Genomic DNA, 13,680 nt, shown 5'->3' on the forward strand with positions numbered 1-13,680 from the left:
AATTACCGATTTCTGTCCCACTCTCTTTTTATTTTAACTAATTTGTTGCTGAGCTGTCTGCATCTTGTAGTAAACACCTTGCGCTTCCATTAGCTCTTCATGAGTGCCATGCTCAACAATATCGCCATCCACCATGACAAGGATCATATCGGCATTTTGAATGGTCGATAAGCGGTGAGCAATGATAAAGCTGGTCCGTCCCTTCATGAGCTGATGAAAGGCATCTTGAATCAAAGCCTCAGTCCGAGTATCAATAGATGATGTCGCCTCATCCAAGATCAAAATCTTAGGAACCGAAAGAAAAACACGCGCAATCGTTAAGAGTTGGCATTGACCTTGGGACAAAGACTCTCCAGCATCTGAAAGATAGGTATCATACCCTTGTGGCAACTGGCGGATAAAGAAATCCGCATTGGCTGCTTTAGCTGCTTCTATGACTTCTTCTCTAGTTGCATCTGGACGAGAAAAGGCGATATTTTCATGAATGGTCCCGACCTTGAGCCAGGTTTCTTGCAAAACCATACCAAACTGTTGGCGATAGGAAGCACGGGTGTAGTCCGTAATCGGCACCCCATCAATCGTAATCATCCCAGAGTTAACAGGGTAGAAACGCATGAGCAGATTGATCAAGGTCGACTTCCCTGCTCCTGTAGGCCCTACAATCGCTACCTTACTAGCGGCTGGAACCTGAATGGTTAAATCTTTGATCAAGGTCCGTCCTACATCATAGCCAAATGCTACGTGCTCAAAAGCAATCGCTCCTTTAACATTCTCCGTTTCCAAAAATTGATGGCCGGTTTCCTCAATCTCATCTTGATCCAATACGCTGTACAAGCGCTCTGCGCAGGCAAGGGCACTTTGGAGTTCTGACAAGACAGAGGAAATATCATTAAATGGCTTGGTGTATTGGTTGACATAATTGAGGAAGGTCACTAATTGACCAACTGTGAAGTGAGAACCTGAAATGATTCGAACCGCACCAAATCCAGCCACCACTGCATAAATCAAGGCATTCACAAAGCGAGTCGCAGGATTGACAGTAGAAGAATAAAAGATAGCAGATTGAGAATACTTGGCGTAGGTTTCATTAGTCTCCTTAAAGGACTTACGGAATTGATCCTGAGCGTTAAAAGACTGGATCAAACTTTCTTGCGTCAAAGACTCTTCGATCAACTGAGTTTGCAGGCCACGCGCCTTGGTCTGCTCTTGGAAAAGCGTATAAGAACGTTTGGCAATAAAACGAGCAATCAAAAGAGACAAAGGAGTCAAGACCAGTACCGCTACCATCATAAAGAAATCCAGCTCTGCCATGGTTACAATGGTTACGAGAATGGTTAAGAGGCCCACAAAGAACTGGTTAAAGACCATGAGAAGACCGCTATTAAGTTGCTCTACATCGGTTGTAAAACGACTGACGAAATCCCCACTCCCTTGCTTATCCAGATAAGACAAGGGCAAGCGATGCACTTTTTCCATCACTTTTTCTCTTAGGGTTTGGCTAAACCGATAGACCAATTGATTGTAGAGAAGAGGATTGATCCATTGGATCAAGGTATTGGCCACAATGATTAGAAGCATCTGGATCAAAACGGGCCATAAGACTTTCATCCCTTGAGGATTAATGACCAAGTCAACCGCATGTCCAATCAAGATCGGTAACCAAACCGTTAAGGCTACTTGAGCAATGGTTCCGATACTGGCTAGAATCAGGAGCCCGGGATGGTGAGCAAAATCTCTAAACAGACGTTTTAAATAACTAGAACGTTTTTGACTCATGCTTCCTCCCTCCCGTGTTGTGATTCATGAATTTCTTGATAAATCTCATTCGTGGACAAGAGGAAATCATGATTTCCCAGTCCTACTTGATGCCCCTTGTTCAAGACCAAAATCTGATCGGCAGACTTGAGACTATTGGTTCGTTGAGATACTAAGATAAAACTTGTGTCACTCAATTCTTCTTTAATCGATTTTAAGAGACGAGCTTCCGTCAAATAATCCAAGGCAGAAGTCGAATCATCCAAAATCAAGAAAGGGGCCTTTTTCAAAAGAGCACGCGCAATGGTCAACCGCTGGCGTTGGCCACCTGAAAAATTTCGACCAAAGGCTTCTACCGGCTCATCCAGCTGTCCTTCTTTTTCACGCACAAAATCAGCCGCCTGAGCTGTTTCTAGTGCCCACCACAAATCATCCTCCGTCACACTTTCATCCATTCCTAGTAAGAGATTGGAGCGAATGGTTCCTCTAAAGAGCTCTGCCTTCTGTGGGACTACAGCTACCCACTCCCGCCACTCCTTAAGAGTTTTAGGAGAATGTCCTTGATGATAGAGGGCTAATTGGCCTTGACTAACGGCATATAAATGACTTAACAGCTGAACCAGAGTCGATTTCCCAGAACCAGTACCACCAATAATCCCCAACATCTGTCCATGATCCAGATCAAAGGAAATATTTTCTAGAGCTGGGCTTGAAGCCGTTGGATAAGTGAAAGAAACTTTCTCTGCGCTAATCGCTTCTTGCTCTCTTGCAGTTTCTTCCGGCAAAGCTTCTAGGAGGTCTTCTTCCTTCAAATCAAAAATCTCTTGGACACGCTTGGCTGAAATATAGCTGACATTTAAAGACGTGACCAGCATAGCCAGCTTGATCAATTCTGTTAAAATTTGTAATAAATAATTGACCAAAGCGACCAACATCAGTCGGTCATTTTTTGCGGACAGTTCAATACATGCCCTTCGGTTCCTCTCCCTACTCCTGCGTTTGCTCTCGTTTGATTTCTCCCTCTGTATCCTCTTAGCACAAGCGGGACAATACTTTGATATTCCAGAGCTGGGGACGTATTCAACACCGCACACCGTACAATTTTTAGGCTTTAACGCCGTCCACCGCTTTGTGGGTGTGATATGTAATTCACCGACAAAGCCGATGAATTTATAGTAAATCTTGATTTCCTGCCTTACTGTCCCGTCCGCAAGTTTCTCACGTTCCGAAACAAGTATCTTGTCTATGAGTGCGTTTATGATGGTTGCGTCCAACTCTTTCAGCCCCTGATAGTTGCGGATTAGGGATAGAAAGTCCCTCACGCCCTGCGATTTCTCATAGCTGTCATTGAGCGTTTCCGTTACCTCTTTCAGCCGTGCTTCAATTTCAAGCTGCTCTTTCTGGTATTTCCCCGACATCATCTCAAAATTCCGCTCCGTGATACGCTCCATTACCTTGTCCTCATAGAGAGAGGAAAACAGCCTGTCAAGCTCCGCAAGGCGTTTGTTCAGCTTCTTCTTTTCTTTCTCTAATGATTTCGCCCTGCTCTGGTCTGTTTCCGTGAGCCGCCTTTCTATGGCTCTGACCGCCTTTTCATCATTGACCGCCATATCCGCAAAGCGGTTGATGTCGGCAAGGACGGCATTGAATAAGTCCCTCGCTTCAATGCTGTGTGCGGTACACATAACATTGCCATAATTATTGCAGGTGTATTGTACGCAGTCGATGATGTCGGGGCGTTTCCTCCTGTTGGCACTCGCCGCCCGCATCGCATAGCCGCAGTCCGCACACTTGATAACGTCCGAAAAGATATTCTCAAATCCCCCTGCGTTCTGCTCCCGCCTGCGGCTCGTCATAAGCTGCTGTACGGTGTCAAATTCCTCCTGCGTGACTATCCCCTCATGGGTGTCTGGTATCACTTCCCATTCTTCGGGCAGCTTAGAGGGGCGTTTCTTGCTTTTCATGTTGGCTGCAATCCGCTTGTAGCCTGCAAGGTTGCCCGCATATATCGGGCTTCTTAAAATGCCCCTCACGCTGTTCTCGCTCCAAATATAACGGTTTTCCTCGTTATCCTCAAAGTACCGCTCATAGCCTGTTGCCCCTTGCTCCACCGCATAAGCGGCAGGGCGTAGGATATGCTGTTTGTTGATGTGCTTGCGGATTTTGGCGATGCCGTTGCCCGCTAACGCAAGGTCGAATATCTCCCTTACCACATGGGCAACTTTGTCATCTATCAGCAGATGGTTGTGGTCGGCAGGGTCTTTGACATAGCCATAAGGGGCTGTTGTTCCCATGAATTTCCCCTGCTGAAACCTCGCACGGTACGCCGATTTTATCTTGACTGACACATCGGCAGAATACATTTCGTTTAGGATGTTGCGGAAAGGCGTGATGTCCATAGCGGATTTGTTTAAGGTGTCCACGCCGTCATTGACCGCTATATACCTCACGTTATGCTCTGGGAAAAAGACTTCCAGATATAACCCACAATCAAGATAGTTCCTCCCCAGACGGGATAAATCTTTTGTAATCACGCAGTTTATCAGCCCGTTTTCAATGTCCTTAATCATATTCTGGAAACTTGGTCTTTGGAAATTTGTTCCAGAGTAGCCATCGTCAACATACGTTTTTGCTAAATGCCATCCCTGCCTTTTCACATAATCCGTGAGGATGGATTTTTGTGTCGCAATGCTCGCACTCTCGTTATCCGTGCCATCGTCCTTTGATAAGCGGCAGTAAATGCCGACTTCATAAATCTTGTTCTCCGTTCTTATTCCTGCCATACTGTAAAACCTCCATATCTGTCCTAACGTTTTCATGTTCCATTGCGTACATTCTAAGCGGACAGCCCCTCATTGTCGAAGGTGTCGCCCTCGGCAATCTTCTTCCGAATATCCTCGGAGATAATCGGGACAAACGCTTCTGCAACGGTCTGTGTGCCGATATATTCTCGACTGATAATCATTTGTACTTGCCCTTTTGGCACAATACGCTTTCTTCTTCCAGTTGTTTTCCTATCCTCGCCCATACTTAAATCTTCCTTTCCAGACAGGGCAGGAGAACGTCTGGAAACGCCCCGCCCTGTCAATCAGATACCATCAATCCCCGCTGTTTACTTCTTTCTGTAATGCTTCAAGGAGTGCCGCTGCTTCATCAGCGTTCAACGTGATACCCTTTCCGCACTTCTCACGGTTCGGGGAAAAGCTGCGGATGTCATATTTCGGCTCTCTCCCGTTCCATGAAATAAGATTGATTTCCTTTGTGTAGCCGCTGTCACTCGCAGACAATACGGCGATTTCCTTTACAATCTCATACTGGATTTCTTTCATTCCTTACCTCATTCTCCTTAAAATTCTGTCTTTCTTCTGTTCCAAATTCCTGCATTTACTTCCCGAAAAAAGAAGGTTAGCGGCTGTCCCTGCTCCGTTTTCTCTGCAACTCACGTTCCAGAAGTCGGATGATGGTTTCCTCCATCTGCTTCGGCGTTGTGTCCTTCGGAAAGTATTTTTTCAGTTTGCTTGTGTTGATTTTCAAGGTTTCTTTCTGGTTTCCCTTTTCCTCCGTCATAATGGAAAATATCATATCCATGTCAAGCTGCCCGCTCTGGCTCATGCTTTTCATCCGCTGTGCCTGTGAGAGTGAGGGCGTTGCTTCTTCGCTCTCCATCGTGGCAAAGAGATTTTCCTGCTCGTCTTTCTTCAAAAAGGACAGTTCCACCGCAGGTGTGAGGGCGATTTTCCCCTCGTCCACCATCTGCAAAATCGGCGGTATCAGTTCCGTCAGGCGGATAAAACGCTGGACGGTCATCCTGCCCACGCCGAAGCCCTGTGCCACTTTGTCGTCCGTCCGCAACTTCGTCACAACTTGTGACGAGGTTAAGTCTGTGCGGAAACCCTGCCGCTTCATGGCTTCGGATTTCATCCTGTAGGCAAACGCCCGCTCCGATGGCAGGATATTTTCACGCTGTAAATTACTGTCTACAAGGGTGATGATGGCTCGGTCACGGTCTAAGGGCAGGACAAATGCAGGCACGGTATTTATACCTGCAAGTTCGGACGCACGGACACGCCGCTGCCCCGCAATCACTTCATAACCGTTCCCGTCCTCTTTCGGGCGTGTGATTATCGGCGTGACAATGCCAAATTCCTTGATGCTTTCCGCTAACTCTGACAGCGTTTCATCCTCCACAACATGAAACGGATTGTCGGGAAACGGGTATAAATCTTTGGTCTTTAACACCTTAAAATCCTGTTTCTTCATTCACTTTTTACCTTTCTCTTGATTTGTTTCTGCCTGTTCTCTGTAATTCTTCCAACACTTCTGGCGGTATCTTTGAGAGCAGCCGCCCCATCTGCTCGTTGGTTCTCTGCAATTCAAATATCCTCTGGTTGGCTTTCTGCACCTTTAATTCCTGCTCGTACTTTTCATCACGCATACGCCCTGCATAGTCGGCTTCCTGCCCGATTTGCTCCTTTAAGCTGTCGATATACGCCTGCTGTCTGCCGATTTCCTTAGAGAATTTCTCCACTTCGGGCAGCCATGCGGCAACCAGTTCCAGAGCCTTGTCACGCTTTTTCCCTGCGTTAAAGGCGTTGATGTCGGACAGGGCAGACACGATTTCCCCATACTGCTTATCAAGCCTGCCGCCCAACTTATAGAGCCATGTGGGGACGTGTTTCCGCTTGGTTTCCATCGAAGATTGACCTCTCTCAAGCTGATTCCAACGTGAGGACATCCGCTCATGGTAGGCGGTCTGCCACTCCGACAGGCTCTTTTGATTGCCTAAAATTGTTTTGGCGGACAGCTTATTGTCTGGTGTAATCGGCACAAAGCAGAGGTGCATATGGGGCGTTCTCTCGTCCATGTGGACGACTGCGGAGAGGATATTCTGCTCCCCGACACGCTCCGAAATGAAATCCAGAGCCATCGTAAAATACGCTTTCTGTTCTTCGGGCGGTAACTGGTTCATAAATTCTGGTGAAGCCGTGATGAGCGTTTCCACCATCATCACGCTGTCTTTCCTTGTCCTGCACCCTGCTTCGGCTACCTTTCGGTTAATCTCTTTCTTATAGGTGTACTTTGGCGGTGCGACAAGATGATAGTTATTTTTAGAGCGTTCCATGTCGATATCTGGGTTGCTTTTGTAGGCTTCTTTCTTCCGCTCGTTGTGGCGTTCGCAAGCCGCAACGCCGCCCGCTTTGCGTTTCTGGAAACGCAGGATTGCATAGGGCATAATCCATCATCTTCCTTTCTTCGGCGGGTAACTGCCCTTTGGGTGACAGCGGTGACGGTGGTGACGGCAGTTTTGGGATGCCCCCTGCCGATTGCCGTAACTGTCACCCTTATCCCCTGCATGACGGTCATGACGATGGTGACGGTGTTTTTGGGATACTCCCTCGCAAGAGCTGTAACCGTCATGCCGCCGTTCTTTTATCCGAAGCCGCAAGGCGTAGGATAGCAGGGCGTAAGACCTGCCATAAGGGAGTCCAGAGGGAACGTCTGGCACACGGCTCTTTGCAGGGCAAAGTGTAGTGTGTTACACCCTGTAAACGCAGTCGGAAAAATCGGAGAGATTTTTCTGACCGCAGGGGTGATTTTACACGCCCGAAAAGGGCGGGTGAATCCCACGCCTGCATTTTGCGTTTGCGGGGTGTTCTCCCGTAGGGATGACAGCGGCAGGGTATCCTAAAATCACTGTCACTGCCGTCACCGCTGTCACCCGCAGGGCAGAGCCGCCAACTTTACATGGCTTTAAGCGTCAATGACAGTAACAGGGGGTATCCCAATATCGCTGTCACCGCTGTCACCCGCCCTCCTTGCAAGGGCAATCTGCCTGCCGTCTTTCCTGCGGCTGTACTGGTAGCAGATACGGTTCTCGCTTAAAAATGTGGTGTGATATTCATTCAGCCATTTCGTAATCACCGTGGGTATGGTTTCCGTTTCCCCCATAGCGGCTAACAGCTCCGTTGCCGTGCCTGCCCATTCTTCCTTATCCCTCATAAAATCCACCAACCGAAAAAGGACATCTGGTATCGTTTCTTTCGCAAGCTGCTCCTGCGTTTTCCTCTCCACAAGTTCCCAACTGCAATCACGGAAACGGAGCGTGTATTCCTGATAGGGCGTGTCCCTGCCCGTTACATACAGCTTGGCGGTGTCAGATGCCCGTTTCTCCTTTTCCAGAACAAAGGTAGCGTCCGCACTCCCCGTTAAGCCTGTCGTCCCAGACACCTTGTTGAACACATCGCTGTCATTCTGCTTTCGGATGTGGTGTACGACAATGACCGCCAGAGAGTGCCTGTCGGCAAAATCTTTGATTAGGGAGATGTCCCCATAGTCGCTTGCATAGGTGTTGTCTTTTGAAGCTGTACGGACTTTCTGCAAGGTATCAATGACAATGAGCCTGCTGTCTGGATAGTCTTTCAGATAATCCTCAAGCTGCACGATAAGACCGTCTGACAGCTTGCAGCTTGCCACGGCAAAATGAAGCCGCCCGCTCGCTTCGTCCGTCAAACGGAACAGCCTGTCCTGTATGCGGCAGAACGTGTCCTCAAGGCAGAGGTAAAGCACATCGCCCTCCATTGTCGTCATGTCCCATAAGGGGATTCCCTGCGACACGCATAAGCACAGCTTCAGCATGAGCCAGCTCTTGCCTATCTTCTGTGAGCCGCAGAACAGCGACAAGCCTGTGGGGATAAGGCTGTCCACCACAAAGGACGGCTTCTCAAGCGGCTCATAAAGGAGCGTTTCGGCGTTGACTGTCTGTAACTTCTGCATGGGTTTCCTCCTTTCGGGCAGTTATCTTGTTTTTGTTGCACATAGGCGTTGACCTCCTTAAAAATAGATTTACTCCCACGAAAAAAGTGAGAGTATGTAATACCGCCAATCCCACACAAATAAAAAACAGATTTCTTTTTCGGGCGGTGTCGGTCATGGTTGGAGATATTTCCTCATTTCCGCTTTTACTTTCTTCTTTGCAACAGCAACGGATTTCTGTATTGCAGAAGCGGTGCAATGCTCCATAGCGGCGATTTGGTAAAAATTGAACTCATACTCGTAGTAGAGCAGGAAACGTCGCCTTTGTATCTCTGGCAGTCTGTCAACCGCCTTACAGAGCAGTTCCGCCCGTTCTGCTTCAATCATTTGTTCCTCAATGCTCTTAGGCAGCTTTAACGCCCACCTGTTCAGCGTTTCGTCCCATACTTCCGAAAACTCCCTGTGCCGCTCGTCCCATTGGAGAAGATTCCTGTTCCTGCGTTCCATCTGCCGAAATTCAAAGAATAACTGCTCGGATACTTCCAGTTCGTGGTGTTCCCCCTGCCCGTCCTTAAAACTGATAAAATACCTTATACCGCTTTCCGTGGATTCCTCCCGAAGCGTGTACGCCTTAGCTTTATATGCCATCCCGTTTTCCTCCTGCCAAAAATAAGCGGGGAGATTCCACTCCCCACCCAGTAGCCCGCAGAATAATGGGATGTATTAGACGCTTACAAAATTTTCCGAAGCTTCTTCCGCAGATGGTCTAACCTCGCATAGATGGCACCAGTCGTCAAATGCACAAGTGGGGCAATCTCCTTTGTGGAATACCCCTGCATTTTCAGCAGGACGATTTTCAAGGTACGCCCGTCCACCGTGACTAATACTTGATAGAGATTTTCGCTCTCAATCTCGTCCAGTAACTCCTCAACTGTATTCACCTCCGCTTGCCGCTCCCTGTCTGCCATGTCCTCAAGGTATTCCGCAACGTCATTCGTCCATCGGTAAAACCGCCTGTTGGAATTGAAGTCTGCCCTGTCCGCTATGCGTATCTGCTCAATGGTCACTTCATCAACGCCGCACTCACGCAGCAGCTTTTCCTCCGCTTCTTTCCAGATACGCCATTTCCTGTCCTCCCGTCCGTGGTTGTATGCCATTCTTTCTTCCTCCAATCAGAATTGATTGAGAGGGCAGAGAAAAGCCCCCTCATTTTCCCAAAGGAAAAAACAAGGGGGCTGAACGCCTTAAATTTTAATTTTCTATTATCTTTCTTAGTTTTCTTAGGATTCTGGCTTTGCGTTTGTTCACAACGCTCTGGGTTATGCCTAACCTCGCCCCGACTTCACGCTCGGAAAGTCCGTCAAAAAAGATTGCCTGTATCAACTCCTGCTCACTATCCGACAACAAAGGCAGGGCGGCTTTCAGCCTGTCCACCATAACAGCATTGACAACGGTTTCCGCAATGTCCGCCGCTTCATCAGCGATAAAGTCCAGAGGATTCCCCTCGCTGTCCGTAAATCCGTCCAGAGATAGCAGGCTGTTCCTCGCATCTAATTTTTGCAGGTAACGCCACCGCTCCCTGTCACGGTAGAAGTCCGCATATTGCTCCCTTACGACTTCAAGCAGACAACCTTGGACGGGGATAAACAGCTTGTCCATATATCCCTTGTCGGCTTGCCTGCGGCGGCAGAAATCCGTATAGGACAGTTCCACATAGCCGCCGCTTTCTTTGATATATACTTTTCTTGGTGCGTATTTCACCGCTAATACCTCCAATCTGAATTTTTGAAATGTAAAAATCCAGATGGAGAGGCGGGGAGCGGCAACGCACACCAGAAACAGCCCTGCGGCACTTTCCAACAAAAAACGACAAAAGAAAAACCGCAAAGGCTCTGTGACCTTCACGGTTATGGGAAATACAAATTCTGTTGTATGGAGATTGTACTTCCACTTTCAAGGTGAGAAGTACCGCTGCACTGGCAGAAATTTTTTTAACTGGTTTCCTGCCATTCTCTGATATGCTATGTATTGATAAATTTTACTTCGTATGAGCAGATGAATAACCGCCCGAAAAAAGAACATAAAAAAATCCCTCCAAATTTAAAAACAAATTCAGAGGGTAATTTAGGGTATAACAAAATAACCCACCCGAATATCGTTTTTTTTATTTGGTGAGTTTGTTCTTTCAAATACGAAACAAAAAGAGCCGATGATTCGTGAATTGTTCCACAATTTCATCGGCTCTGCGTCTTAAGCGTCTGGCTCTTTGATGACAGTTATCTTCAAGTTGTCAACTTTAATCAAGCTTTCTTGTCTGCATTTTGGACAATAAAGGGGATAATTCTCCAAAACAGTGTCCTTCCTAATTTTATTACGGGTTTTGCTCCCACAAACAGGACACAATATCCATTCGCATTTCATCATAATTAGTCTCTAATCCTTTCAAATCTCATTTTATATGACTTTTGCAAGCTGTTAAGCTAACTTGTGGAACATATGCCGAACCTTATCTATACGGCTATTCGGGCGGCGGGGTTGGCAAATAAATTTACCAATAGCTGGCTGGTATCCTTTTAACTCTGTCAAGCAGACTCCCTGCCCATTTGTGAAATAAGTTAAATCGTTCCTGTATTCTTGAATACATCTGGCAGGGATTTCTCCTTTCAGAATGACCTCGTCATTCTTTACCTGAGTACTTACAATATCTGCACAATACCTTGGGGCATCATGATACGCCCGTGAGAGATATTCCTGCGGTGCATAAATTTCAAAGTGGAGATATGGCTCTAATAGTTCTGTCCCTGCTTTTTTTAAAGCCTGCTCCAATACGATAGGGGAAAGCAGCCGAAAGTCTGCGGGGGTACTTACAGGACTATAATACAATCCATATTCAAAACAGATTTTACAGTCTGTCACTTTCCATCCATACAGCCCCTGCTCGCAGCCATAAAGAACCCCCTCCATAACCGCATTTTGGAACGATTGGTTTAAATATCCAAGTGAAACTCTGCTTTCATACTGCACTCCGCTTCCAATAGGGAGCGGCTCTATGGACAACCCGACAGAAGCCCAGAAAGGATTTGGCGGGACTTCTATGTGGATGGTATATTCTGCTTTTCTAAGCGGTCTTTCCATATATATAACAGTAGGCTCTTTTATTTCTGCCTCCACATGGTATTTTTCCTCAAGGATGGCACAAATGACTTCCATCTGCACATTCCCCAAAAAAGAAAGTATAATCTCATGCGTTGTAGTATCCACATAATATTTTAAAAGAGGGTCGCCATCTGAAATTTCTGTAAGTGCCCCAAGCAATATTTCCCGCTGTTCAGATTTCTTTACTGCAATCGTTGTTTGGAGCATAGGGAGAGGATTTTCAATAAATTTTCTCTGCGGCAACAGCATTTCGTTCCCCAAAATACTGTTTAGCTGCAAAACATCATTTGGTAAAATTACAATATCACCAGAGCAGGCTGTATCGGATGAATATAATTCACCGTTTGTCGGAACACACATCTCTGTGATTTTTATTTTCTCTTTTTCAGATATTTTAATAACATCCCTCAAATGCAATGTTCCGCTATATATACGCACATAAACAAAACGCCGCCTTTTCTCTGAATATTCAATCTTAAAAACCTGCCCGCATAGTTCAGATTGACCTTCAGGCGTTGATGAATAAAACTTACTGGCAATCACTTCTATAAGCTGCCGAATCCCCAGATTGTTTTTAGCACTTCCGTGATAAACGGGAAATAACGTTCCGTTTTGGAATCTCCTGTTTTCTTCCTGTTCCAGTTCTGACATTTTAAACGGTTTCCCTGACATATATTTCTCTAATAGTTCATCGTTTCCCATAATTACCGCATCCCACTGTTCCATATCGTCATTGTCCGTTACATTTATATGGGGATGCTGCCCAACCTTTTGCTTCACTATAATTTCCGAAGAAAGCTTTGCTTTCATTTCTTGATATACCATTGGCAAATCAATCCCCTCTTGGTCAATTTTATTGATGAAAAAAATTGTCGGAATCTTCATTGTCTGTAGTGCATGAAACAGTATACGGGTCTGTGCCTGTATGCCATCCTTTGCAGAAACTAATAATACTGCTCCGTCTAATACGGATAAAGAACGGTATACTTCCGCCAAAAAATCCATATGGCCTGGCGTATCTATAATGTTGACTTTTACATCCTCCCACTGAAAAGATGTCACTGCTGTCTGGATAGTGATTCCCCTTTGACGCTCCAAATTCATTGTATCTGTCCTTGTTGTGCCTTTATCTACGCTCCCTGGTTCTGCAATTGCACCACTGGTATACAATAAACTCTCCGTTAATGTTGTCTTTCCTGCGTCAACGTGAGCCAGAATGCCTAAGTTAATTATTTTCATGTGATTTTCCTCCTATCAACACCCAAAAAAGGGCATAAAAATACCCAGTGATAAATACTCCTATCACTGGGTAAATAACTCCAATAGCCCCAAAACACTTATATGTTTTCGGGCATATAAAATTACATGATAAAAGTATTCTTAAACTGGGTACAAAAAACTAAGCCCCATATTAAAAGTGAAACGGGACTGCTACTTTTTGTTCCCACTATCAAATTGACAGTTTATTTAAGAATACCTTGCCGCATATTTATTAACTCCTTGTATAATACTGAATCTAATTATATTCCTTAACCCTTTATTTGTCAAGCTGACAAACTAAAGCAGAAAAAGCGGCAGGATTTCCCCCTGCCACTAATCATCTGTTTATGCAAAAATAATTTCCTTTTCCACAATCTCCCTCGCACAAGCCCTTATGTTATTGAGGCATCCTGTCCATTCTAAGGCGTTTTCTGCCTTTAGCTGTTCCGTTATGCCCTGTGCCTGTTTCATACCCTCTATGAGCCTTTCAAAGCGTTCCTGTGCCTGTCTGTTGATGTCGGCAAGGTAAGCGTTAAGTCTGCCGCTTGTAAGAAGATTGGTGTATGTAACTTTGCAGTGATGCTTCAGATAATCCAAATGCCGCTGTCCCCAGATGCCTATCGGCTGTTCTTCTTCGGCGGGTACAGTTAAGCACGGTATTAAATAATCGCCTTGCCTTTCGTATTTGCCGCCCATTTCCTCAAAAATTGTCTTTGCCATTGTCTGTTACCTCCACATTCTTTTTTATTTTGAATG

13 protein-coding genes are annotated in these 13,680 nt (G+C 46.1%); all 13 read right to left on the bottom strand.

Annotation, left to right across the window (positions count from 1 at the left end):
• Positions 1-33: 33 nt before the first annotated feature.
• The 13 genes from HMPREF2685_RS06810 to HMPREF2685_RS06865 all read right to left on the bottom strand — a co-directional run bounded on the left by HMPREF2685_RS06810 (position 34) and on the right by HMPREF2685_RS06865 (position 13,644).
• Positions 34-1,776 (bottom strand): ABC transporter ATP-binding protein, encoded by a 1,743-nt coding sequence (locus HMPREF2685_RS06810; RefSeq protein WP_070466060.1) that lies wholly within the window; start codon positions 1,774-1,776, stop codon positions 34-36.
• Positions 1,773-4,538: an ATP-binding cassette domain-containing protein gene (locus tag HMPREF2685_RS06815; RefSeq protein WP_148130448.1), complete on the bottom strand. Its 2,766-nt coding sequence runs from the start codon at positions 4,536-4,538 to the stop codon at positions 1,773-1,775. Before HMPREF2685_RS06815 ends, HMPREF2685_RS06810 begins: the two co-directional genes overlap by 4 nt.
• A 53-nt stretch (positions 4,539-4,591) precedes the next feature.
• The gene (locus HMPREF2685_RS06820; protein WP_000503424.1) at positions 4,592-4,783 is read right to left on the bottom strand and encodes a hypothetical protein; all 192 of its coding nucleotides are present in this window, start codon (positions 4,781-4,783) and stop codon (positions 4,592-4,594) included.
• A 70-nt stretch (positions 4,784-4,853) separates the two neighbouring features.
• On the bottom strand, positions 4,854-5,084 hold the full coding sequence (locus HMPREF2685_RS06825; RefSeq protein ID WP_000659121.1) for a YdbC family protein: 231 nt from the start codon (positions 5,082-5,084) through the stop codon (positions 4,854-4,856).
• 76 nt (positions 5,085-5,160) lie between these two features.
• Positions 5,161-6,015 (bottom strand): ParB/RepB/Spo0J family partition protein, encoded by an 855-nt coding sequence (locus tag HMPREF2685_RS06830; RefSeq protein WP_000743701.1) that lies wholly within the window; start codon positions 6,013-6,015, stop codon positions 5,161-5,163.
• A 7-nt stretch (positions 6,016-6,022) separates the two neighbouring features.
• Positions 6,023-6,988: a MobV family relaxase gene (mobV, locus tag HMPREF2685_RS06835; RefSeq protein ID WP_001145977.1), complete on the bottom strand. Its 966-nt coding sequence runs from the start codon at positions 6,986-6,988 to the stop codon at positions 6,023-6,025.
• Positions 6,989-7,506: 518 nt separating this feature from the next.
• The gene (locus HMPREF2685_RS06840; RefSeq protein WP_070466062.1) at positions 7,507-8,529 is read right to left on the bottom strand and encodes an AAA family ATPase; all 1,023 of its coding nucleotides are present in this window, start codon (positions 8,527-8,529) and stop codon (positions 7,507-7,509) included.
• A gap of 153 nt (positions 8,530-8,682) precedes the next feature.
• On the bottom strand, positions 8,683-9,156 hold the full coding sequence (locus tag HMPREF2685_RS06845) for a sigma factor-like helix-turn-helix DNA-binding protein (RefSeq protein ID WP_070466064.1): 474 nt from the start codon (positions 9,154-9,156) through the stop codon (positions 8,683-8,685).
• Positions 9,157-9,239: 83 nt separating this feature from the next.
• Positions 9,240-9,665: an RNA polymerase sigma factor gene (locus tag HMPREF2685_RS06850; protein ID WP_070466066.1), complete on the bottom strand. Its 426-nt coding sequence runs from the start codon at positions 9,663-9,665 to the stop codon at positions 9,240-9,242.
• Positions 9,666-9,759: 94 nt separating this feature from the next.
• Positions 9,760-10,269: a sigma-70 family RNA polymerase sigma factor gene (locus tag HMPREF2685_RS06855; protein WP_000872511.1), complete on the bottom strand. Its 510-nt coding sequence runs from the start codon at positions 10,267-10,269 to the stop codon at positions 9,760-9,762.
• A 489-nt stretch (positions 10,270-10,758) separates the two neighbouring features.
• Positions 10,759-10,932: a cysteine-rich KTR domain-containing protein gene (locus tag HMPREF2685_RS10210; RefSeq protein WP_011528024.1), complete on the bottom strand. Its 174-nt coding sequence runs from the start codon at positions 10,930-10,932 to the stop codon at positions 10,759-10,761.
• Between the two features lie 51 nt (positions 10,933-10,983).
• Entirely contained in the window at positions 10,984-12,903 is a 1,920-nt protein-coding gene (gene tet(O) / locus HMPREF2685_RS06860; protein WP_000691759.1) for a tetracycline resistance ribosomal protection protein Tet(O), read from the bottom strand.
• Positions 12,904-13,269: 366 nt separating this feature from the next.
• The gene (locus HMPREF2685_RS06865) at positions 13,270-13,644 is read right to left on the bottom strand and encodes a TnpV protein (RefSeq protein ID WP_044681971.1); all 375 of its coding nucleotides are present in this window, start codon (positions 13,642-13,644) and stop codon (positions 13,270-13,272) included.
• Positions 13,645-13,680 lie beyond the last annotated feature (36 nt).

Source organism: Streptococcus sp. HMSC074F05 (genome assembly GCF_001808725.1).
Classification (GTDB): Bacteria; Bacillota; Bacilli; order Lactobacillales; family Streptococcaceae; genus Streptococcus; species Streptococcus parasanguinis_I.

Excerpts from the sequence above, each read along its gene's own strand:
- HMPREF2685_RS06810 (WP_070466060.1), bottom strand. The coding sequence starts at position 1,776 with ATGAGTCAAAAACGTTCTAGTTATTTAAAACGTCTGTTTAGAGATTTT.
- HMPREF2685_RS06815 (WP_148130448.1), bottom strand. The coding sequence starts at position 4,538 with ATGGCAGGAATAAGAACGGAGAACAAGATTTATGAAGTCGGCATTTAC.
- HMPREF2685_RS06820 (WP_000503424.1), bottom strand. The coding sequence starts at position 4,783 with ATGGGCGAGGATAGGAAAACAACTGGAAGAAGAAAGCGTATTGTGCCA.
- HMPREF2685_RS06825 (WP_000659121.1), bottom strand. The coding sequence starts at position 5,084 with ATGAAAGAAATCCAGTATGAGATTGTAAAGGAAATCGCCGTATTGTCT.
- HMPREF2685_RS06830 (WP_000743701.1), bottom strand. The coding sequence starts at position 6,015 with ATGAAGAAACAGGATTTTAAGGTGTTAAAGACCAAAGATTTATACCCG.
- mobV (WP_001145977.1), bottom strand. The coding sequence starts at position 6,988 with ATGCCCTATGCAATCCTGCGTTTCCAGAAACGCAAAGCGGGCGGCGTT.
- HMPREF2685_RS06840 (WP_070466062.1), bottom strand. The coding sequence starts at position 8,529 with ATGCAGAAGTTACAGACAGTCAACGCCGAAACGCTCCTTTATGAGCCG.
- HMPREF2685_RS06845 (WP_070466064.1), bottom strand. The coding sequence starts at position 9,156 with ATGGCATATAAAGCTAAGGCGTACACGCTTCGGGAGGAATCCACGGAA.
- HMPREF2685_RS06850 (WP_070466066.1), bottom strand. The coding sequence starts at position 9,665 with ATGGCATACAACCACGGACGGGAGGACAGGAAATGGCGTATCTGGAAA.
- HMPREF2685_RS10210 (WP_011528024.1), bottom strand. The coding sequence starts at position 10,932 with ATGATGAAATGCGAATGGATATTGTGTCCTGTTTGTGGGAGCAAAACC.
- HMPREF2685_RS06865 (WP_044681971.1), bottom strand. The coding sequence starts at position 13,644 with ATGGCAAAGACAATTTTTGAGGAAATGGGCGGCAAATACGAAAGGCAA.